At 72.3% G+C, this 21,625-nt stretch carries 18 protein-coding genes; 8 read left to right on the plus strand and 10 right to left on the minus strand.

The window, feature by feature from the left end; genetic code table 11:
* The first annotated feature begins 21 nt into the window (after window positions 1-21).
* Window positions 22-1,638: an HD domain-containing phosphohydrolase gene (locus VFQ84_RS02710; protein ID WP_325128968.1), complete on the plus strand. Its 1,617-nt coding sequence runs from the start codon at window positions 22-24 to the stop codon at window positions 1,636-1,638.
* Here VFQ84_RS02710 and VFQ84_RS02715 read toward each other — a convergent pair.
* The 9 genes from VFQ84_RS02715 to VFQ84_RS02755 all read right to left on the minus strand — a co-directional run bounded on the left by VFQ84_RS02715 (window position 1,635) and on the right by VFQ84_RS02755 (window position 13,895).
* A complete protein-coding gene (locus tag VFQ84_RS02715) occupies window positions 1,635-3,455 on the minus strand; it encodes a carboxypeptidase regulatory-like domain-containing protein (protein WP_325128970.1) in 1,821 nt (606 codons plus the stop codon). The two genes, VFQ84_RS02710 and VFQ84_RS02715, sit on opposite strands and share 4 nt — an antisense overlap.
* Window positions 3,452-5,572: a hypothetical protein gene (locus VFQ84_RS02720; protein WP_325128974.1), complete on the minus strand. Its 2,121-nt coding sequence runs from the start codon at window positions 5,570-5,572 to the stop codon at window positions 3,452-3,454. Before VFQ84_RS02720 ends, VFQ84_RS02715 begins: the two co-directional genes overlap by 4 nt.
* A complete protein-coding gene (locus VFQ84_RS02725; protein WP_325128976.1) occupies window positions 5,569-6,717 on the minus strand; it encodes a BatA domain-containing protein in 1,149 nt (382 codons plus the stop codon). The genes VFQ84_RS02720 and VFQ84_RS02725 overlap by 4 nt, the downstream gene beginning before the upstream one ends.
* Complete coding sequence (locus VFQ84_RS02730; RefSeq protein WP_325128978.1) at window positions 6,714-7,610, minus strand: DUF58 domain-containing protein; 897 nt, start codon at window positions 7,608-7,610, stop codon at window positions 6,714-6,716. Before VFQ84_RS02730 ends, VFQ84_RS02725 begins: the two co-directional genes overlap by 4 nt.
* Window positions 7,611-7,618: 8 nt before the next feature.
* Window positions 7,619-8,614 carry a MoxR family ATPase gene (locus VFQ84_RS02735; protein WP_325128980.1) on the minus strand — a complete coding sequence of 332 codons (996 nt, stop codon included), beginning with the start codon at window positions 8,612-8,614 and terminating at the stop codon, window positions 7,619-7,621.
* A gap of 19 nt (window positions 8,615-8,633) precedes the next feature.
* Entirely contained in the window at window positions 8,634-9,338 is a 705-nt protein-coding gene (locus VFQ84_RS02740; RefSeq protein ID WP_414636989.1) for a DUF4159 domain-containing protein, read from the minus strand.
* A gap of 111 nt (window positions 9,339-9,449) precedes the next feature.
* The gene (locus VFQ84_RS02745) at window positions 9,450-10,784 is read right to left on the minus strand and encodes a TldD/PmbA family protein (protein WP_325128982.1); all 1,335 of its coding nucleotides are present in this window, start codon (window positions 10,782-10,784) and stop codon (window positions 9,450-9,452) included.
* A 19-nt stretch (window positions 10,785-10,803) separates the two neighbouring features.
* The gene (locus tag VFQ84_RS02750; RefSeq protein WP_325128983.1) at window positions 10,804-12,432 is read right to left on the minus strand and encodes a TldD/PmbA family protein; all 1,629 of its coding nucleotides are present in this window, start codon (window positions 12,430-12,432) and stop codon (window positions 10,804-10,806) included.
* A 116-nt stretch (window positions 12,433-12,548) separates the two neighbouring features.
* On the minus strand, window positions 12,549-13,895 hold the full coding sequence (locus VFQ84_RS02755) for a hypothetical protein (protein ID WP_325128985.1): 1,347 nt from the start codon (window positions 13,893-13,895) through the stop codon (window positions 12,549-12,551).
* A gap of 108 nt (window positions 13,896-14,003) precedes the next feature.
* On the opposite strand from VFQ84_RS02755, the gene VFQ84_RS02760 reads away from it, so the two are divergent.
* The 6 genes from VFQ84_RS02760 to VFQ84_RS02785 all read left to right on the plus strand — a co-directional run bounded on the left by VFQ84_RS02760 (window position 14,004) and on the right by VFQ84_RS02785 (window position 19,300).
* Window positions 14,004-14,831, plus strand: coding sequence for a DUF3014 domain-containing protein (locus tag VFQ84_RS02760; protein WP_325128987.1), 828 nt, complete (start codon window positions 14,004-14,006; stop codon window positions 14,829-14,831).
* Window positions 14,832-14,891: 60 nt separating this feature from the next.
* The gene (locus VFQ84_RS02765; RefSeq protein WP_325128989.1) at window positions 14,892-15,671 is read left to right on the plus strand and encodes a YiiX/YebB-like N1pC/P60 family cysteine hydrolase; all 780 of its coding nucleotides are present in this window, start codon (window positions 14,892-14,894) and stop codon (window positions 15,669-15,671) included.
* A 130-nt stretch (window positions 15,672-15,801) separates the two neighbouring features.
* Window positions 15,802-16,251: a hypothetical protein gene (locus VFQ84_RS02770; RefSeq protein ID WP_325128991.1), complete on the plus strand. Its 450-nt coding sequence runs from the start codon at window positions 15,802-15,804 to the stop codon at window positions 16,249-16,251.
* Window positions 16,252-16,355: 104 nt separating this feature from the next.
* The gene (locus VFQ84_RS02775) at window positions 16,356-17,513 is read left to right on the plus strand and encodes a GGDEF domain-containing protein (protein WP_325128993.1); all 1,158 of its coding nucleotides are present in this window, start codon (window positions 16,356-16,358) and stop codon (window positions 17,511-17,513) included.
* 93 nt (window positions 17,514-17,606) lie between these two features.
* On the plus strand, window positions 17,607-18,599 hold the full coding sequence (locus tag VFQ84_RS02780) for a class I SAM-dependent methyltransferase (protein ID WP_325129089.1): 993 nt from the start codon (window positions 17,607-17,609) through the stop codon (window positions 18,597-18,599).
* Entirely contained in the window at window positions 18,599-19,300 is a 702-nt protein-coding gene (locus tag VFQ84_RS02785; protein WP_325128995.1) for a pseudouridine synthase, read from the plus strand. The genes VFQ84_RS02780 and VFQ84_RS02785 overlap by 1 nt, the downstream gene beginning before the upstream one ends.
* 204 nt (window positions 19,301-19,504) lie before the next feature.
* Here the strand turns inward: VFQ84_RS02785 and VFQ84_RS02790 are convergent, their stop codons facing one another.
* Window positions 19,505-19,987, minus strand: a complete 483-nt coding sequence (locus VFQ84_RS02790; RefSeq protein WP_325128997.1) for a YajQ family cyclic di-GMP-binding protein — start codon at window positions 19,985-19,987, stop codon at window positions 19,505-19,507.
* 179 nt (window positions 19,988-20,166) lie between these two features.
* On the opposite strand from VFQ84_RS02790, the gene VFQ84_RS02795 reads away from it, so the two are divergent.
* Window positions 20,167-20,865, plus strand: coding sequence for an RcnB family protein (locus VFQ84_RS02795; protein ID WP_325128999.1), 699 nt, complete (start codon window positions 20,167-20,169; stop codon window positions 20,863-20,865).
* The last annotated feature ends 760 nt before the right edge of the window (window positions 20,866-21,625 follow it).

A 21,625-nucleotide genomic window follows, 5' to 3' on the forward strand; every position in this document is an offset into this window, starting at 1 on the left:
ACGTCCCCCGCCAGCGCCGCCATGACCCGCGAAGAGCAGATCCTCAGCCGCCTCGAGACCCTCAACGCCATCGGCGCCGCGCTGTCGAACGAACGCGACCTGCCCAGCCTGCTCGAGCGCATCCTCGAGGCCGCGCGCGAGTTCGCCCACGCCGACGGCGGCACGCTCTACCGCGTCGACGGCGACCACCTGGTGTTCGAGGTGCTGCGCAACCACACCCTCGGCTACGTGATGGGCGGCAAGCACGGGCAGCCGATCGATTTCCCGCCGCTGCCGATGCACGACGCGCAGGGCCGGCCCAACCATTCGATGGTGGTCGCGCACGCCGCGCTGACCGGCCGCACCGTCAACGTCCCCGACGCCTACGCGGCCGAGGGCTACGACTTCAGCGGCACCCGCGCCTTCGACGCCAAGACCGGCTACCGCTCGCGGTCCTTCCTCACCGTGCCGATGAAGGACCACGACGGCCGCGTGATCGGCGTGCTGCAGCTGATCAACTCGCGCAATCCCGCCGGCGAGGTCGACGCCTTCAGCCAGGCCGAGCAGCAGCTGGTGGAATCGCTGGCCTCCCAGGCCGCGATCGCGCTCAACAACCGCATCCTGGTCGACCAGCTCGAGGCGCTGTTCGAATCGCTGATCAACCTGATCAACACCGCCATCGACGAGAAGTCGCCCTACACCGGCGGCCACTGCGAACGCGTGCCCGTGCTCACCAACCTGCTGGCCGACGCGGTGGCGCGCACGCGGGTGGGGCCGCTGGCCGACTTCGACATGAGCGAGGCCGATCGCTACGAACTCAAGATCGCCGGCCTGCTGCACGACTGCGGCAAGATCACCACGCCGGTGCACGTGGTCGACAAGGCCACCAAGCTGCAGACCCTGTTCGACCGGATCGAGCTGATCGACACGCGCTTCGAGGTGCTCAAGCGCGACGCCCAGATCGCCCACCTCAACGGCGAGCTCGACACGCCCACCTACACCGAGCGCCTGGCCCAGCTCGACGCCGACCGCGCCGTGGTGCGCCAGGCCAACACCGGCGGCGAGTTCATGGACGAGGCCCGGGTCGAGGCGATCCGGCGCATCGCCGGGCACCGCTGGCGCGGCCCCGACGGCGGCGAGCAGCCCTTCCTGAGCGAGGACGAGGTCGAGAACCTCACCATCCGCCGCGGCACGCTCACCGCCGCCGAGCGCGAGGTCATCAACCACCACATCACCATGACCATCCGCCTGCTCGAGGCGCTGCCCTGGCCCGCGCACCTGCGCAACGTGCCCGAGTACGCCGGCGGCCACCACGAGCGCATGGACGGCAAGGGCTACCCGCGCGGCCTGACCCGCGAGCAGATGAGCGTGCAGGCGCGGGTGATGGGCATCGCCGACATCTTCGAGGCGCTCACGGCCAGCGACCGGCCCTACAAGCCGGGCAAGACGCTGTCGGAATCGCTGGCGATCCTGGGGCGCATGAAGCTCGACCACCACGTCGACCCCGATCTGTTCGACGTGTTCCTGCGCGAGCGGGTGTACCTGGACTACGCGCGGCGCTTCCTGGCGCCCGAGCAGGTCGACGCGATCGACTGGACCCGCATCCCGGGCGTGTCGCCCGCACTGGCCGCCGAACTGGCGGCCGATCCGCGCCGCTAGCCGCGGCCGCGGCGCGAGCGCTCCAGCCACCACAGGCCGCCGGCCAGCAGCAGCCAGGCCAGGGCCCACGGCCAGCGCGGCCCGGGGACGGGCTGCGGCGTGGCCTGGGCGTCGGCCGGCGCGGCCTCCACCAGCGCCCGGGTGGCGTCCTGGCGATCCGCGGCGTGCAGGCCCGGCGCCTCGGCCGGATCCCGGACCAGGAAGGCGTGCTCGCGCTCGCCGTCGCGACGCAGGTGCCAGCCGGCCCGGGTCGGCCAGAACGCGGCGCAGGCGCGCTCACCGGTGGCGGGATCGCGGACCAGCGCGAGAGGATCGCCCGCCGGGTCCAGCAGCACGGTGTCTTCGCCCAGGCCGCACAGCGCACTGCGCTCGCCGACCCAGGCGCGCGCGGGCACGGGCAGCGCGGCCTCGGCCCGGGCGCGCGCGAGTTCGCCCACGGTCGCCGACCACAGGCTGCCGTAGGCGGCCTGGCGCCCGGCCAGGGCCAGTTGGAAGCTGTCCGACAGCGTCCACAGCGCCACGCGGCCGCGGCCTTCCGGGCGCCAGAGCGCGAGCGCATCGCCGGCCTCGGACGTCAGCAGCGGGCGCCCGTCGGCGGCGGCGAGCGCGAGCGGTCGCCGGGACAGCAGCGGCGCCGCATCGGTGGCGCGCACTTCGGCATCGTCGGCGCCCGGCAGGGTCGGGTCGGCGCGCTCGGTGCCGGGCAGGCGCAGGCTGCGCGGCACGTCCACCGGCGTGACCGTGAAGCCCCAGTCCGCGAGTTCGCGGCGCTCCGCGTCGGTGGGGTCGGCGGTGAGGCGCAGCAGCAGGCCGAGGCCGTCGCGCACCGCCTCGCGCAGCGTCGCCTGGCCGGCGCGGCCCAGCGTGCGCCAGGCGCGCTCGTCCAGCACCACCAGGTCGAACTCGGCCAGGCGCGCCAGGGTCAGCGGCTGGCGGTCGTCGCCGAGCAGCACGCCGCCGCCCAGGCGCAGCTGCGTCGACAGCGCCAGGCCGGCGTCGAGCGCCCAGCGGCGCAGGTACTTCAGCTCCGGGTTGGCGCCGCCGGCGATGACCAGTACGCGCAGCGGCGCCCCTTCGATCACGCGCAGCGGCAGCGCCAGGCTTTCGGCCACCGGCGGCGAGGCGTCGGCCGGGGTTGAGGCGGCGTCCATGCCGGGCTCGGCGCGACGCCACTGCAGGCGGTAGTCGGCGCGGCCGGCGGGGCCGGCCACGCCGGCCAGCACGAAGGCGCCGGCGTCGTCGAGTGCGGCGCGGTCGATCCGCACGCCGGCCGGGTCCAGCAGGTCGACCGTGCCGCCGGCGTGGCCGATGATGCGGCCGTGCACGCTGAAGCGGCGGCCGCGCACCGCGGCGTCCGGCAGCGACAGCGCCACCAGCGTCGCCGGCAGCGGCGCCGGCGCGAACGCCAGCGGCACGCACTGCGCCGCATCGCGATCGCGCGCGGCCAGGCCGAGGCCGTGCACGCGCACCAACGCGGCGCCCGGGTGGCGGCGCAGCGCGGTGCCCAGGTCGGGCACCGGCATCGCGCCGTCGACGTCGGGCGCGCCCGGCAAGGCCAGCAGCACGGTGTCGGGCGAGGATTCCACGGCGGCGGCCTCTGCGCCCTCGGTCAGCAGCACCAGGGTCACCGGGCGGCCGGGCTGCGCCGGTGGCGCCAGCACGCCCCACAGCAGCGCGGCGAGCGCCGCCTGGCCCGCCACCAGCAGCCCCCGTCGCCACGACCGGTCGCCGCGGCGCGTCGCGGTGAGGGCCATGCGCACCATGGCGACGGCGGCGATCGCGCCGAGGGCGAGTGCGAACAGCAGCGGCGGGTTCACGGCGGGGTCTCCGTCATCAGGGCCTCGAGATAGGCCTGGCCGCGGGCGTCGGGCGTGGTGCGCGGCGGCGCCATCGCCGCCTCGCGCGGCAGCAGCGGCCACAGCCGGGCGCGCAGGGTCGCGCGGCACTCGGCGCAGCCGGGGTCGCGGCGCAGCGCGTCGATCGCCGCCAGCAGCGACAGCGGATCGGCCACGCGGGCTTCGTTCTCCGCCAGCCAGGCCGCGAACGCGTCCAGCGCCTCGCCGCCGCCGGAGGGCTCCGCCAGCGCCTGCCACAGCGGCAGCGCCGGCGACTCGCCCGGCGTCCGGGTCGCGAGGCCGGTGGGGCGCGAGGCGATGCCCTTGCGGTCGCCGGTCATGCGTCGCGCGGCGTCGATCGCCGGCAGCTCCAGGCCCACCCGCGCCAGGTAGATGCGCGAGGCCTGCTGCACCTGCTTGATGAAGCCCAGCGCGCGATAGGCGTGCGGCAGCGCCGCCGCCGGATCGCCCTGGCGCAGGCCGCCTTCCGACAGCCACATCGCGTCCAGCGCCTGCTTGAGCAGGGCCCGCGTCTCGGGATCGAGCAAGGTGGCGGCTTCGGCTTCGTCGTGGGTGTGGCCGTACAGCTCGAGCACGCTGTCGCCGCCTGGTGGCCCCGGCGCGGCGGGCGGTTCGCTGCCGTGGTCGTGGCCGTCGTCGTCGCTGTGTTCGCCGTCCTCGTAGCCGGGCGGCGGCTCGGGCTCGCCCTCGCTTTCCTCGCCCAGGAACTGGCCGTAGCGCAGGCGCAGCAAGCGCTGGTCGACGCCCAGGTTGTTCGAGCGCAGCATGAACTCATCGGCCGACAGCTGCGGCCGGTCGGCCAGCAGCGCTTCGGCGTCGATGATGATCTGGCGCTGGCTGCGGAAGTAGGCCGGCAGCGCCTTCTTCACCAGCCCCTCCATGCCGGTCGACTCGGTGCTGGGCGGCAGCGGCCAGCGCAGGATGAAGCTGGCGCTTCGGCTTTGCTGCGGCGTCGGCGTGCGGTTGTCGGCCACCACCAGGCGCACGATCAGGTCGTCGCCCTCGGCCAGGCCCAGGCTGGCGAGGTCCAGCGAGCGTGCGTACCGACGCAGCGTCGCGCTGCCTTCGCCGCGAAGCGCCAGCGCCTGCTGCTTCACCGTGACCTGCTCGCCGCTGCCCTGGGCCAGCGTGATCTCGAGTCGCGCGGCGCCGAGGCCGTGGTCGTCGCTGGCCTCGAAGTCCAGGTCCCAGCGGCGCTGGCCCGGCGTTGCCAGGGTCAGGCTGCGCTCGGGCGCGACCGCGCGGATCCGCGGCGGCTGGTCGGGGATGACGTCGAGGCGGTACAGCGGGTCCTCGCGCAGCGGCAGCGGGCCGGCGGGGACGATGCGGTAGAGCGTCGAGCTGGCCAGCGTGCGGCTCGCGGTCCAGTCTTCGCCCTCGCGCCGGAGCGGCAGCCGCTGGCCGTCGTGGAAGACCAACGCCACCGCCGCGGGCTGCGGCGTGAAGCGCAAGCGCCATTGCAGGCGCGCGTCCTGCGGCACCTTGCCCGAGAGTTCGGGTTGGCTGCTGGCGTCGAGGCCGGTGTAGGCCGGCGGTTCGATCCTCAGCTCGCTGCGGGCCAGCACGAGGTCGGTGGCGACGTCGACCGGCGCGGCCCCGGACGCGGGCGTGCCCGCCGGCCGCGGCGCGGTGGACGCAAGCGGCGGCAGCCACACGATCGCCGCGATCAGCCCGGCGGACACGATCCAGGCCGCCGCCAGCCACACCTTGGGCCAGGCCGACCGCAGGTCCGCGGGGCGCGTGGCCAGTCGCGCTTCCAGGCGACGGCGCTGCATCTGCTGCAGCGGCCCGAGCGTGGCCTCGTCGGCGAACAGCAGGTCGGCGCTGTCCTCGAGATCGGCGCGGGCGTCGAGCCGGCGGGCCAGGGAGCGCGGGTCGCGGCCGGGCCGCTTGAGCCAGGCCAGCAAAGGCACCAGCGCCGCGATTACCGCCAGCACCAGCAGGTACGGCAGCGACGCGTCCTTCGACAGCGCGAAGGCCAGGCCTGCGACGACCGGCACGGCGAACGCGGCCACGATCGCGGCATGGCGCCGTCGCGCCGCCGCCAGCGCCTCGCGCACGGAGGCGGCCGGCGTCATGCCGTCGCCTCGCGCCGGCCGGTGGCCAGCCAGCGCTCCAGCGCGAACAGCGCCAGCAGCAGCCACAGCAGCGGGGTCGTCAGCGCGCGCGGCGTTTCCGGGAAGCCGGCGCCGCCGGGCTGCGGCGAATAGGTCGACGCCAGCGCTCGCCCCGGGGCCGGTGCAGGCGCCTGCAGCAGGTCGCGCAGCTGCTCCGGGAAGTCGGGCTCAAGCAGTGCCGGCAGCTTCGAGGGGGACAGCGGCTGCGCGAGCTGCAGCACGCGACCCTGGCCCAGGGTCGCGGCGCGCGCACGCGGCTCACCGCGGGCATCGGGCCAGGCCGGTTCGCCGGCCCCGGGCAGCGGCCAGTCGGTATCGCTGGCGATCAGCGCGCGGCCGCCGGCGTCGATCCATGCGCGGATGGCCGGCGGCAGCGGTCCCGGCGCCAGCCAGGCGAGGTGGCGGGACTCGGCGGCGAGCGCCGAGTCGGCGTCGGCGACATCGGGCGCCGCGTCCGCCCCGGGCTGCCAGGCGATCGCCGCGGCGCGCAGGAAGCGCAGGCCCGGCGTATCCGGACCGTCGTGGCGCACCGCCAGCGTGAACGGCGGCGTCGGCGCGCGCTTGGCCTCGGCCGGCTCGCCGTCGACCACCCGCCAGTCGATCCGTCGCGACAGGCGCGGTGGCTCGCCGTCGGCACCGTCGAACCGGGCCGTCGCCAGCACCGTCACCGGCGTGCCGGCGGGAAGCTCGGCGTCGAGCTGGCGCAGCAGGCTGGCGCTGGCGATCGGCGGTGCCGGCGGCGCACTGTCCAGCGGCGGGAAGCCGGGCGCCAGCCAGCGGCGTTCGGCGTCCGGCGCCAGCGCGGGGGCCTGCGTCGGGTCGGCGCCCGGCATCACCATCAGCCAGGGCCGGTCGCCGCCGCCGCCGTGCAGCACCGGCTGCGCCAGCAGCAGCACCAGCGCGGCGACCAGCAGCAGGCGCACGGCCAGCAGCAGGCGCTCTTCCAGCCGCAGCTTCTGCCGCGGCTTGACCCGCGCCGACAGCCAGCGCAGGGCGGCGAAGAGCGTGGGCTTTTGTTCCTCGCGCCGCGCCAGGTGCAGCAGCAGCGGCAGCGCCAGCGCCGCCAGCGCCCACAGGGCGGCCGGTGCCAGCAGGCCCAGGCTCACGTGCGCTCCGACGCCAGCGGCGCGAACAGCCGGCGCAGCGGCTGGTCCAGCGGCTGGTCCAGGAAATACTCGACCCGGCGCACGCCGGCCGCGGCCAGCCGGGCGCCCAAGGCGTCGCGCGCCGCGGCGAAGCGCCGCAGGAAATCGTCGCGGGCGGCGGCGCCATCGCTCAACAGCTCCTCGTCCGACTCGGGATCGCGGAAGCGATGGCCACCGCGGAACGGGAAGTCGCGCTCCTCTGCGGTCAGCAGCTGCACGTTCAGCACCTCGCGGCGCGCGGCCGCCAGCCGCTCGCACAGCGCCACCTCGTCCTCGTCGAAGTCATCGCTGAGCACGATCACCAGCTGGCCGGCCAGTGTGCGCTCCCACAGGGGTCGCAGCCGCGCCGCGTCCGGCCAGGGGCCGCCGGCTTTGGCCGCCTGCAGCTCCAGCAGGCAGCGGTCGCGCTGGCGGGGGCCGGCCCCGGCCGGCACCAGCCGCAGGCCGTCGCCGCCAATGATGGCCAGCCCGAAGTAATCACCCTGCCGCAGCGCCAGTTCGAACACGCAGGCGGCCAGCGCCCGCGCCGCGTCCAGGCGCGACCAGCCCGGGCGGGCCGCGTCGCCCTGGCCCATCGAGGCGCTGGCGTCGATGACCACCCAGGCGGTCAGCGGGCTGTCGCGCTCGGCCTCGCGCACGAAGAACTTGTCCGAGCGGGCATACAGCTTCCAGTCGATCTGGCGCAGTTCGTCGCCCGGCTCGTAGGCGCGGTACTGCGCGAATTCCAGCCCGGCGCCGCGGCTGCGGCTGGGATGCTGCCCGAAGCCATGCCCGCCCACGGCCCGGCGCCCGGCCAGGCGCAGGTCCTTGAGCCGCGCGCGCACCGCGGCGGGGATGAAGTCGGGGCCGGACACGCCGTGGCTCAGCCGCCGAGCGGCACGCTGCGCAGCAGCGAGGCGACGACGTCGTCCGCCGTCTTCTGTTCGGCCTCGGCCGCGAACGACAGCAGCAGGCGATGGCGCAGCACCGGCGCCGCCAGCGCCACCACGTCCTCGCGGGTGGCAGCGAAGCGGCCGTGCAGCAGCGCCCGCGCCTTGGCGGCTAGCACCAGCGACTGCCCGGCGCGCGGGCCGGCGCCCCACTTCACCCAGTTCATGACGTCGGCGGAGGCGCCCGGCAGCGGCCGGCTGGCGCGCACCAGGCGCGTGATCCAGTCCAGCAGGTCGGCGCCCAGGTGCACTTCGCGCACCCGCGCCTGCAGCGCCAGCACGTCCTCGCCGTGCATCACCTGCGGCACCTTGGCGCTCTTGCTGCCGGTGGTCTGCTCGATGATGTCGCGCTCCTCCGATTCGCTCGGGTAGTCCACCCGCACGTGCAGCAGGAAGCGGTCGAGCTGGGCCTCGGGCAGCGGGTAGGTGCCGGCCTGCTCGAGCGGATTCTGCGTGGCCAGCACGAAGAACGGTGCCGGCAGCACGTGGGTGACGCCGGCGTAGCTCACGGTCTTTTCCTGCATCGCCTCGAGCAGGGCGGCCTGGGTCTTGGGCGGCGTGCGGTTGAGCTCGTCGGCCAGCAGCAGGTTGGTGAACACCGGGCCCGGCTGGAACTTGAAGCTGCGGTGGCCGGTGCCGTGGTCTTCCTCCAGGATCTCGGTGCCCAGGATGTCGCTGGGCATCAGGTCGGGCGTGAACTGCACGCGCCGGAACCGAAGCTCCAGCGCCTGGCCCAGCGTGCGCACCAGCAGGGTCTTGCCCAGGCCGGGCACGCCCTCGAGCAGGCAGTGGCCGCCGGCCAGCAGGCCGATCAGCAGCTGCTCCACCACGTCTTCCTGGCCGACGATGGCCTGGCCGATGGCGGCGCGCAGCGGGGCGATGCGGGCCAGCTGGGCCTGCAGCTCGGTGTCCTGGGTTGCCTGGTTCATTCGATATCCCGTGTGTGGATCAGGCCGTCAGCGCGTACATCACGATGTTGACGGCGAACTTGGTGTTGTCCTCGGCCAGCCAGCGCTTGTTGCGCCAGTCGTAGTCCCACTCGCAGCCGTAGTCCTTGTTGCTGTAGAGCACGCCGAGCCGGCCGTCGATGCTGATGCCCTTGAGGTAGTCGTGCACGATGTCGTCGCCCCAGCCGTTGAGCTCGAAGCTGGTGGTGGGCGGGCCGTCGAAGCGGAAGAAGCTGGTGTAGACCGGGTGCCGCGGCGGCAGCTTCTGCAGCGCGCGCGGGCCGAAGATCGACGCCATCTCGTCCTCGAACGACTTCGCGAACAGCCCGTCGATGTCGTGGTTGCAGTCGTCGACGAACACGAAGCCGCCGCTGCGCACGTAGCGCTCGAAGTTGCGGCGCTCGTCCGGGTTGAACTCCACCAGCTTGTGGCCCGCCAGGTAGCAGAACGGCGCCGTGAGCATGCGCGGGTCCGACAGCGCCAGCACGTGCTCCTTGGGGTCGACCCGCAGCGTCGTGTACTCGATCAGCGAGGTGATGAGGTTGGCCGGCATGCGCTGGTCGACGTCCCAGTCGCCCGAGTCGTACATCAGCCGCGTGAACCAGAAATCGAAGTCGGCGCCGTCCTGCGCCATCAGCTTGCGGGAAAGCAGGGGCTGGGCGGCGAGGGCGGCGGCGAGGGTGGCCAGGAAGTGGCGGCGGTTCATGGGGCAGGGCGGCCCCCTCTCCCCAACCCCTCTCCCGCAAGGGGAGAGGGGCTTTGTGCTCCCTCTCCCCTTGCGGGAGAGGGCCGGGGAGAGGGGGGCTTTTCCCTCAAATCAAACCGCGTCGGACAGCGACGTGAACGTGAAGTCCCGCAGCTTCATCGGCGGGATCATCATCACGAACGGCGACTCGTCCGCGCCCAGGCGCTCGGGCTTGCCGAGCTCCTCGATGTTGTTGAGCATGATCACCGGCGACTCGTTGAAGCGGAAGTTCTTCACCGGGTGCTTGATCTCGCCGTTCTCGATGTAGAAGGTGCCGTCGCGGGTCAGACCGGTCAGCAGCACGGTCTGTGGATCGACCATGCGGATGTACCAGGTGCGGGTGACCAGGATGCCCTTCTGGGTGCCCTTCACCAGCTCGGCGGTCGACTTGTCGCCGCCCGCCATCAGCAGGTTGCCGGGCGTGGCGATGGCCTTCTTGCCCTGCTTCTGCGCCCAGTAGCGCGAGTACTGCAGGTTGGCGATCTTGCCGTCCTTGATGATGTCCATGGCCTCGCGCGGCAGGCCCTGGTCGTCCCAGGGCATGACCGGCGCGTTGGCGTCCCAGGGATCGGCGCGCAGGTTCACGCGCGGATCGTAGACCTGCTCGCCGAGCTTGGTGCCGCCGCCCTTCTTGGACAGGAAGCTGCGGCCCTCGTCGGCCTGGCGGGCGTCGAAGAAGAACATCATGAAGCTGATCAGGCCCGCGGCCGCGGCCGGCTCCAGGATGACGGTGTACTTGCCGGGCTCGAGGGCCTTGGCCTCGGCCGAGTCACGCGCCTTCTGGATAGCGACCTGGATGTCGTCGCTGGCCTTGAACTGGCCGACGTCGCCCAGGTTGCGCGAGACCCAGCCCGAGCCGCGGCCGTCCTCGGTGCGCACCGTGCAGGTGTAGTTGAGGTTGGTCGCCTGCTGGTAGCCGAAATTGCCCTTGGAGTTGGCGAAAGCGAAGAAGCTCTGGCCGTCGCTGAGGAAGCCGGCCGCGATCAGCTTGTTCTCCTTGCACGGCGAGATCGAGTCGGCGGCGACCTGGGCGCGCATTTCCGGCGTGATCGCGGCGGTGGCGGCGTTGAAGGTCGGGCTGGCCTTGTAGACCTGCTTTTCCAGCGCCGGCATGTACTCGTCGTTCTCGGGGGCCAGGCGCGCCAGCTCCTCGGCCCGGCGCACCACCCGCTCGAGCGCGGCGTCGTCGAACTCGTTGATGGTGGCGATGCCCTCGCGCTTGCCGAACGCGCACTGCACCGCCAGCTGGATGTCGCTGACGATGCCGCTGGTGGAGACGTTGTTCAGGGCGAAGCGGATGTTGCCGTTGATGGCGCCGGTCAGCGTGGCGGTGCAGTCGTCGGCGACCGACAGCTTGATGACCTTGTCCAGGATGGCCTTGGCCTGTTCTTCGGTGAAGATGCTCATGTCTTGGGCTCCTGGCCGGTCAGCCGATGTTGCGGGCGGTGTTGATGACGTTGATGCCGTCGAAGCGGGCCGTGCTGGAACCATGCGACACCGCCGAGACCTGGCCGGGCTGGCCCTTGCCGTCGAAGAAGCTGCCGCCCAGGCGGTAGTCGGATTCGTCGCAGATGGCCGAGCAGGCGTTCCAGAATTCCGGCGTGCGGATCTGGTAGGCCACGTCCTCGACCATGCCGGCGATGGCGCCGTCCTTGATCTCGTAGAACAGCTGGCCGCCGAACTGGGCGTTGTAGCGCTGCTGGTCGATCGAGAACGAGCCGTCGCCGATGATGTAGATGCCCTTCTCGACGTCCTTGATCATGTCGGCCACCGACAGCTTGTCCTTGCCCGCGGCCAGCGACACGTTGGCCATGCGCTGGAACTGCACGCTGGACCAGGAGTCGGCATAGCAGCAGCCGTCGGACTCGGTCTTGCCCAGGATGTGGGCCTGGTCGCGGATGGTCTGGTAGTCCACCAGCTTGCCCTGGTCGATCAGGTTCCAGCGCTTGGTCTTGACGCCCTCGTCGTCGTAGGCGACCGCGCCCAGGCTGCCTTCCTGCACCTTGTCGGCGAAGATGGTGACCTTGTCGCTGCCGTACTGGAACCGGGCCTCGCGCTTGTCCAGCGTGGCGAAGCTGGTGCCGGCGTAGTTGGCCTCGTAGCCCAGCACGCGGTCGAGCTCGAGCGGATGGCCGACCGATTCGTGGATCGTGAGCCAGGTGTGCGAGGGATCGAGCACCAGGTCGTACTTGCCCGGCTTGATGGACGGGGCGGTGAGCTTCGCGCGCGCCTGCTTGGCGGCGGCCACGGCGTCCTCGACCATGTCGTAGGACTTGCCGTAGTTCACCACGCCGTTGGGCGAGACGTACTTCTGCGAGGCGTCGCCGTCGAGGTATTCGTAGCCCATGCCCATCGGCGCCGACAGGCCTTCGCGGGTGCGGAACTTGCCGCTGGCCTTGTCGATGGCGGTGACCGTGAACGGCGCCCAGATGCGGTGCACGTCCTGGTCGATGTAGCTGCCGTCGGTGGACGCGAAGTACTTCTGCTCGTTCACCAGGAACAGGGTGGAGTTGACGAAGTCGGCGCCGGCGCCGATGGCCGCGGCGTTCACGCTCAGCAGCAGGTCGACCTTGTCCTTGAGCGGCACGGCCATGGCGTTCTTCTTCACCGGGGCCTTCCAGCTGACTTCGCCCACGCCCTGCACCTTGGCCAGCTGCACCGGTGCGGTCTGGAAGCGGGAGTTGGCCTTGGCGATCGCGACGGCCTGGCGGGCGGCCGCGGCGACCGCGGCGACGCCGAGGTCGCGGGTGGCGGCGAAGCCCCAGGCGCCGTTGGCGATCACGCGGATGCCGACGCCGGTGGATTCGGTGTTCACCACGTTCTGGACCTTGTCCTCGCGGGTGATCACGAACTGCTGCAGGTAGCGGCCGACGCGGACGTCGCAGTAGCTGGCGCCGGCGGCGGTGGCGGCCTCCAGCGCGGCGTCGGCGATGGCCTTCTTCAGCGCCACGTCAAGGCCGGAAACCAGCTCCTGCGCGGCGATCGAGCGGCTGTAGGGAAGCATCAGGCCGGCAAGGCCGACGCCCGAAATCGTCAGGAAGTCGCGTCTGTCCATCGTGTCACTCCAGCGAATGGGCCGAGCCGCGCGCGGAGGATGCCGGGCGCGGCTGCGAGAGGAATTGCCCACCGACTGTGGCGAATGCCGTCCGGGCCGGTCAAGTGACCAATGGCCTAGGGCCGGTCGCGGCCGGGAATCGTTTCGCGGTGGCGCCGGGGCGCGTGAAGATAGCGGTCCGGCATCGGCACCACCGCCTCGCTGCAGGCGCTGGTGTCGGCGCTGCAGACGCGCCACGCGGTGCCGGGCGGGCGCGGCTTGGCCTGGTACTGGCCCGTGTTGTCGACCGTGGCCACGAATTCGGTGCCGGCGTGGATGTCCACCCGCGCGTCGCCGCCCTGCCAGGCCAGGAAGGTCATCTCGCGGCGGCTGGGCGGCACCCGCCGGGTGCGGGCGGCCAAGGCATGGGGGTCGACCGGCTCGGCGTTGCGCACGCAGTCGTAGGTCTCGACGATGCGCGGCCCGGTGTCGAGCACCTGGAAGTCCTGCGCCCGCACCGGCGCCGCCGGCACGGCCTGGTCGAAGACCCGCGACGTGATGCCCAGCGAGGCCCAGGTGTGGTCCGTGAAACGGTCGCTCTCGGCGGTCAGGGCGACGTTGCCGCCGTCCGACAGCACGATGCCGTAGCGCTGCATCGTGCGCAGCACCACCCGCGCGGCGGGCGGGTAGAGCGCCACCGGGAAGTCGGCGCGCAGGCGCAGCCGGGCGCCGTAGGGAATCGTCCCGTCCGGCCCGCTGGGCCCGCCGGCGTGGCTGCCGGGCCGCACGTACACCGGCCGCCGCACGCCGCCGTCGAGCGTGGTGGCCATGCGCGCGTTGGGCAGGATGAAGCGGATGGCATGGCCCAGGTCGCCGTCCGCGGCCTGCATCGCCGCATGCACTTCGTCGGCGTTGAACAGCAGCGGCGCGATCGGGAAGCCGGCGGCGTCGGCGCTGGTGCAGTGTTCGCCGCGGTTGCTGGCGGGATAGCTGCGGTCCAGCCGCCACACCGCCAGGCACTGCGCCTGCAGCCCGTCGGCGCCGCTGGCGTTGGCGCGGTAGGCCTCGTACAGGCGCTGGCCCTGGACCACCAGCAGGTGGCAGTCGCCGTTGGCGTTGTCGCAGGCCAGGCCGGCCTGGCCCTCGATGGCCGCGTCCGCCGGCACCGGCATCGCCGTGCCCGGCGCTTCGCAGTCGGGCGCGTAATAGCTCCCGGCCGACGGGTAGGCCAGGATCGTCCGCAGCGGCGCGTCGTCGCCGGCGCGCACGACGTGGAAACTGAAGTCGATCTGCATCCGACCGAAGCCGAAGCCGCCCAGGCCGGCCCAGGTCGCCACCATGGCCGCGGAGTCCGGGTGCAGCGGGGCGTCGCGGATGTCCAGGTGCCAGACCGCGTCCGGCGGGAAGCGGGGCGGCGGCTCGGCGTGCGCGCTGGCGGCCAGCAGCACGATCAGCACGACGGGCAGGCGGTGGCGGCGGGTCATCGCGGTCGTTCCCGGGGGGCGGGACGCCCAGCATACGCCGGCCCGTTCCGGGGAACTTCAGGCCGGAGTGGCCACTCTCAGGCCTGTCCGCAGCGTCCGGAGTCCGGCATGTCACAGCGTTTCCACTACGGCCCCTGGCTGGCCGCCGCCCTCGTCGTCGCCAGCGGCCTGCTGGCCTGGAAGTTCTACCCGCGCGAGGCCGGCCCGGCCGCGCCGGCCGCCGTCGCCGGCGCCCCGGCCGCGGCGCCGGGGCTCGATCCGGCGCCGACCACGCCGCCCGAGGCCTACCCGATCGAGGACGTGCCGGTGCTGCCCGCCGCGGCCGCCGCGCCGCTGCCGCCGCTGGACCAGAGCGATGCCGAGGCGCTGGCCGCCCTGTCCGCGGCCGCCGGTGGTGCCGATCTGTCCAGCCTGCTGCGGGTCGAGTTCCTGGTGCCGCGCCTGGTCGCCACCATCGATGCCCTGCCGCGCGCGTCGCTCACCCAGAACATCTACGCCGCGCGCCCGGTCGCCGGCCGCCTGGCGGTGACCGAGGGCGCCGACGGCGCCCGGCTCGACCCCGGCAACGCCAGCCGCTACGCGCCCGCCGTCGCGCTGTTCGAAGCGGTGGACTCGCGCCAGCTGGTGTCGGCCTACGTCCGCTTCTACCCGCTGCTGCAGCAGGCCTACCGCGACCTCGGGGCCGCCGACCGGTCGTTCAACGACCGCCTGGTCGAGGTGATCGACCACCTGCTGGCCGCGCCCGCGCCGGAAGGCCCGCTGGCGCTGGTGCCGGTGCCCGACAAGCCGCGCTGGGCCTTCGCCGATCCGCGCCTCGAGGGCGCTTCGGTCGGCCACAAGGCCATGATCCGCCTGGGTCCGGAGCAATCCGCGCGGGTGAAGGCCAAGCTGCGCGAACTGCGCGCCCTGCTCGCCGGCCAGTCCCCGGCCGGCTGAGGCCGCCGCGCCGCGGCGCTTGCGCTAGGCTGTCGGCCGGAATTCCCGGTCGGAGCCGGCATGTCGCCCCTGCACTACCTTGGCCGCCGCCTGGCGGCCTTCCTGGCCAAGCCGCGCGAGCGCTACAGCCACATTCCCACCAGCCCGACGAACCTGCTGGCCGCCACCCTGCGCAAGGGCGACGTGGTGCTGGTGGAGGGCAGCAGCCGCTTCGCCACGGCCATCAAGTACCTCACCCAGTCGACCTGGTCGCACGCCGCGCTCTGCATCGGCGACGCCCTGGGCCCGCCGCCCGAGGGCGAGGAGCCGCGGGTGCTGGTGGACGTGGACGTGGTCGAGGGCGTGCGGACCATCCCGCTGAGCACGTTCTCGGGCCTGCACACCCGGATCTGCCGGCCGGTGGGGCTGGAGGCCGCCGAAATCGACGCCCTGGTCGAGTTCATGCTGTCGCGCAAGGGCATCACCTACGACCTGAAGAACATCTTCGACCTGGCGCGGTACTTCATCCGCACCCCGCCGGTGCCGGGCTCGATGAAGCGGCGGATGCTGTCGCTGGGCAGCGGCGAGCCGACCAAGGCGATCTGCTCGACCCTGCTGGCCCAGGCCTTCGCGTCGATCCGCTACCCGATCCTGCCCGAGGTGGAGCTGGTGGATGCGGACGCCGCCGGGGCCCGCCGGGCCCGGCGCGAGATCCTTCACATCCGACACCACAGCCTCTACGCGCCCCGGGACTTCGACGTCTCCCCGTTCTTCCAGATCGTGAAGCCGCGGATCGCCCATGGCTTCGACTTCCGGAGCCTTGACCTCCGCCCGCCCGGGCCGGGCGGCGAGGCCGCCTGACGCTGGGCGCGCCGCAGTGGAATTTGTTACGGTGAGCGCGTCGATGGATTCGGCGGTTTCCAGTGCTTCTGGCCAGACTCGATGCCCCCGGGCATCCTCAACCAAAAGGGTGAAGGAAATGATTCGATTGATGCGATTCGCGGCCGTGGTCGCCTTGGCGACGATCTTCGTGGGCATGCCGGCGCAGGCCCAGGATCAGGCGGCGGCGCCCGACCTGCAGATGGCGCGCTGCGTTGATTTCACCAACGCAAGCGACGACTCCCCCTACGTGTCCTACATCGAGGGCTTCGCCACCGCCCGCGGCAGCGCCGAAACCGCCGGTGACCACGTCGCCGCCGTCCGCCAGGCCTGCCAGGGCCAGCCGGATGTCGGCTTCCTGTCGATGGTCGAAGTGACCGCGCCGGCGCCCATGGCCGTGGCCGCCGCACCCGTCGGCCCGACCTCGTGCTCGGCGCCGCCGACCACCACCTGCGGCGGCTGCTCGGTGAGCTGCGATGCCGGCCAGCAGGCGGTCTGCAAGGCCGGCCGCGACTTCGGCTCGGTCCGCTGCGCCACCCGCGCCCGCTGCATCTGCGAATAAGATCGTGTTGACCCGGCCCGCCACGGGCCGGGGTTGCCCAGGCCGGGCGGCCGCCGCCGCCCCGGCCTGAACCGGGGCGCCGCCCCGCAAAGGCCCGGTCGCCCGTGAACACCCCCGCTTCGCCCAACGAAGCCCAACCCCCGCCCCGGCGCCTGGCCGGCTGGCGGCTGCGCCAGGTCGTCGCCGACACCTACCAGCTGTCGAAGGTGGGCGGCTTCCTCTACGTCTTCGGCTGGGCCGTGATCGGATGGATCGGCGGGGTGCACGCCTTCGCGCCGGTCACCGCGCTGGTGGTGGCCCTCGGATTCCTGGTGCTGGCGGTGCTGCGGGTGGCCATGCGGCCGCCCACGGCGGGCGGGGACGCCGCCGACCGGCGCTGGCTGCTGCGCTTCGCGCTGGTGCTGCCGCTGGCTTCGGTGCTGTGGGCGGGCGTGCAGGCCTGGGTGCTGCTGGACCCCCGCTTCGACCAGGACACGCGCATGGTGTCGCTGATCGCCACCATCGGTTATGCCACCGTGTTCGCCAACATCTACTCGACGGTGCGGCACCTGGCCGCGGTCGGCGTGTGCGTGCTGTTCGTGCCGATGCTGGTGGTGCTGTGGAGCAACGGCGAGGCGCGGGCGCTGGCGGTGGCGATGTCGTTCTACGCGCTGTACCTGGCCGGTGCGCTGGTGCGCAGCCACGCCGAATATCGCCGGCGGCTGCGGCTGGACGAAGCGCTGCGCGAGCAGCGCGACCAGTTCGAGCACCTCAGCCGCACCGATTCGCTGACCGGCCTGGCCAATCGCCGGCACTTCACCGACCGCCTGGCCCATGCCGCCGATCGCGCGCTGCGCGGCGGCCCCGGGTTCACGTTGCTGATCCTGGACATCGACCACTTCAAGCGCGTCAACGACCGCCATGGCCATGCCGTTGGTGACGCCTGCCTGCAGGCCCTGGCCGAGCGGCTGCAGCGGGCCTTTCCGGCGCCGGGCTGCCTGCTCGCGCGGCTGGGCGGCGAGGAGTTCGGCGTGCTGCTCGAGCATGACCACGCGCAGGCGCTGGCGCTGGCCGAAGCGCTGCGCCACGCGCTGGTGCAGCGTCCGCTGGACTGCGGCCCCGGGGTGCAGCTGCCGATCACGGTGAGCATGGGCATCGGCGGCTTCGAACCGTCGCGCCACGGGGATGCCGACGGCCTTTACCGCGCCGTCGACATGGCGCTGTACCTGGCCAAGGACCAGGGCCGCAATCGTGTCCAGGCGCTGGAAGCGGCGGGCGCCTGATCCGCGGCTCCGGCTAGAATCGCAGGGTTCCCACGGCGGAGACCGCCCTTGGCCCTGGCCGCCGATCCTGCACTCGATACCCTGTTCCTGCCGATGACCTCGGGGGCGCTTGCCTGGCCCGCGCCGGGCGGCACGCTGTTCCTGCGGGCCCGCGCCGGCGTCGCCCTGAATGCCGCGCGCCGGCACAAGCCGGTGTGCGAGCAAAGCTTCCGCCCCTGGGCCGATGCGCTCGAGCGCGACGGGCTGGCGGTGTCCGAGGCCAACAGCGGCCGCTTCGAGCGGGTGCTGGTGCTGGCGCCGCGCCAGCGCGAGGAGTCGCGCGCGCTGCTGGCGCGCGCCCTGGCGCAGCTGTCCCCGGGCGGCGTGCTGGTGGCCTGCGCGGCCAACAAGGAAGGCGCGCGTTCCCTGCAGGACGACCTGGCCCGGCTGGTTGGGCCGGTGCACGGCCTGTCGAAGAACCACTGCCGGGTCTGCTGGACCGCGCCGCTGGCGCCGGACCAGGTCGACGCATCGCTGCAGGCCGAGTGGCGGGCGCTGGACGCGCCGCGCCGCATCGCCGATGGCCGCTTCCTCAGCCGGCCGGGGCTGTTCGCCTGGGATCGCATTGATGCCGCTTCGGCGCTGCTGGCCGACAGCCTGCCGGTCGACCTGGCCGGGCAGGGCGCCGATCTCGGCGCCGGTTTCGGCTACCTGGCCAGCGAAGTGCTGGCGCGCTGCCCGGGCGTCACCGGCCTCCATCTTTACGAGGCGGAGGCGCGCGCCCTGGCGCTCGCGCGCGAGAACCTCGCGGGGGCCCGGGTGCCGGTGGCCTTCCACTGGCACGACGTCACCCGCGGCCTGGGCGAGCGCTTCGACTTCATCGTCAGCAACCCGCCTTTCCACCAGGGCCGTGCGGATGATCCGGGCCTGGGCCAGGGCTTCATCGCCGCGGCCGCGGGCGCGCTGCGCGCCGGCGGCCGGCTGTGGCTGGTGGCGAACCGGCACCTGCCCTACGAAGCGGCGCTGGCGCGCGGCTTCACGGCGGTGCGCACGGTGCGCGAGGACGCGGGATTCAAGGTGATCGAAGCGATCAAGGCGGGCGTCTGATGAAGCTGGTGAAGCTGATCGCGAACCTGGGCTACGGCAGCCGCAAGCAGGTGCAGCTGATGTTCCGCGAGGGCCGCGTCACCGATCCCGCCGGCGACGTGCTGTACGCCGACGATGCCGTCGGCCACGACCAGGTGCGGATCGACGGCGAGCCGCTCGATCCGCCGCAGGGCCTGCTGGTCCTGCTGCACAAGCCCACCGGCTACACCTGCTCGACCAAGGACCCGGGGCGGGTGGTCTACGACCTGCTGCCGCCGCGCTTCCGCCTGCGCGACCCGCTGCTGTCCACCGTCGGTCGCCTGGATCGCGACACCTCGGGCCTGCTGCTGATGACCGACGACGGCGCGCTGCTGCACCGGATCACCTCGCCCAAGGCCCAGCTGGCGAAGGTCTACGAGGCAACGCTGGCGGCCGACCTGCGCGGCGACGAGGCCGCGGTGTTCGGCAGCGGCACGCTGATGCTGGAGTCGGAGAAAACGCCGCTGGCGCCGGCCGGTTTCGAGGCGCTGGGTCCGCGGCGCGCGCGCATCACCCTGGTCGAGGGCCGCTACCACCAGATCCGCCGCATGTTCGCGGCGGTCGGCAACCACGTCGAGACCCTGCACCGGCACACCTTGGGGGGGCTGGGGCTGGGCGAGCTGGCGCCGGGTGCTTGGCGGATCCTGGATGCTTCGGATCGTGAGCGCGTATTCGGGGGCTAAGGCCCGTTGGGGTAGTTGGCGTGTCCAACACGGATCAAAGCGGACAGAGCGGATAAGAGCCGATAAAGCAAAAGCTTTTGAGTGGATTTTCGCCGCTGGCATCACCCGGCGAAGACCCCAACCCATCCGCTCTTGCTCTATCGGCTTTTATCCGCTCTGTCCGCTTTGATCCGTGTTCAAAAAAAAAGCCTGCCCCGCCCGCCGTCAATCGCGGAAGTTGTCGAACTGCAGCGGCAGCTCGATGTCCGACTTGCGCAGGAGGGCCATGGCGTCCTGCAGGTCGTCGCGCTTCTTGCCGCTGACGCGGAGCTTGTCGCCGTTGATCTGGGCCTCGACCTTGAGCTTGGCTTCCTTGAGCGTGGCCACGATTTTCTTGGCCAGTTTCTGCTCGATGCCCTGCTTGATGGTGACCTTCTGGCGCGCGCCGGCCAGGTTCACCTCCGGCTCGGCCACGTCCAGGCAGCGGATGTCGATGCCGCGCGCGACCAGTCGGCCTCGCAGGATGTCGAGCATCTGCTTGAGCTGGAAATCGCTGGGGGCGTGCTGGGTGACGACGAATTCGCTGAGCTCGAACTTGGCGTCCGTGCCCTTGAAATCGAAGCGGGTGGAGAGCTCGCGGTTGGCGGTGTCCACGGCGTTGGTCAGTTCGTGCTTGTCGACTTCCGAGACGACGTCGAAGGAGGGCATGGCGAGGGCGCTGGCAGTGGGGATGGGCGGATTCTAGCCCAGGCTCGCCCCGGGGTCAGTCCTCACGGCGCTGACTGGATCCCGAACGGGGGGCGCCACATTCAAGACGAATTCAGATCCGCGGGAGCGATGATTCGCCCCGTGGAACGCTCCCGTCCACGGACCTGCCGAGGTACACCATGTCCCGTCTCAGACTTGCCACCGTGGCCCTGCTGCTTGCCGGTGCAACCGCCCTGCCGGCCGATGCCCAGAACAGTCGCCTGCCGGGCGCCGTGCGCGATGCCCAGGCCGCCGCCGAGACCCGCGAGCGCATCACCGTGCGCGAGGATCGCCGGGAACAGCGCCGCGAAGACCGTGGCGAGCAGCCCGGCGGCCGCACCGGCATCGTCAGCGATGGCCGCCGCGATGACCGCCAGGCGCGCCGCTCCGATCGCCGCGACGACCGCCGCGACTGGCGCGATGACCGCCGCGATGACCGCCGTGACTGGCGCGCCGACCGCCGCGATGACCGCCGCGACTGGCGCGACGACCGCCGCGATGATCGCCGCGACTGGCGCCACGACCGCCGGGACGACCGCCGCGACTACTACGTCCGCCATGACGATCGCCGCTGGAACGGCTATCGCTGGCAACCGCAGTACCGCTACCGCGCGCCGGTCCGCTACGTCTATCCGCGCGGCTACGCCCCGTACCAGTGGCGCGTCGGCCATCGCCTGCCGCGGCACTACTACGAGCGCAACTACTACGTCGACTACCGCGCCTACCAGCTGCCGCCGCCGCCCTACGGCTACCACTGGATCCGCGTCGACCACGACGTGGTCCTGGTCGCCCTGGCCACCGGCCTGATCCGCGACGTGCTGTACGGGCTGTACTACTGAGTCCCAGCGCGACGATGCACTGCCCGAGGGGCCGGCCATGCCGGCCCCTTTTTCATGGGCCCGCCCAAGTCCCTGTTCGACCCCGGCCATGCCGCGAGCCGGTCATCTGGCGCCGGCCCCACCGCGAAGACGAGGGTCACTTCCTGCTCAGTGAAGCCTTTTATTTCGCAAGAAGTGACCCTCGTCTTCGCGGCGCGTCCGGTGCGGAGCGTCCGGTGGGTTGGACGGAGTGCCCGTGACTGGAAGGCTCCGATGCTTGCGCGTGTCGATCCGGACCAAGGCGGGGCATTTTTCTTGCGGATCCGGCCTGGCTAACCCGGTCGAGGCCTTTCGCCAGAGCTCGCCTCCTATTCGCGTCCCTTCGGACACGGGCTGCGGCGCCGAGGCCAGCTTGGAAGACGGCCAGTTCGAAACGGCTCGCCGCCCGGCGGCGGGTGTGGGAGCAAGGCGAAGGGCGGCCCGCACTAACGAACCGTTTTGGCAGGCGGCTGCAAAGAGCCTTGGCGCTAGGAGGCGAGGTGCAAACAAGGGCCCCAGACGGGTTAGCCAAGCCGGAACCGCAAGAAAAATGCCCCGCTCCCGACCCGGATCGACACGCGCAAGCACCAGAGCGCGCTCCCACCTGCCTTCCGTCACGCGCGCAAACAGCCACGTACCGGCGGTGCCGTGGAAGCGAGGGTCACTTCCCGCGAAATAAAGGCTTCACTGAGTGGGAAGTGACCCTCGCTTCCACGGTGCCGACGGCGCCAGATCCCTCGCT

It is taken from the genome of Arenimonas sp., assembly GCF_035721105.1.
Taxonomy (GTDB): Bacteria; Pseudomonadota; Gammaproteobacteria; order Xanthomonadales; family Xanthomonadaceae; genus Arenimonas.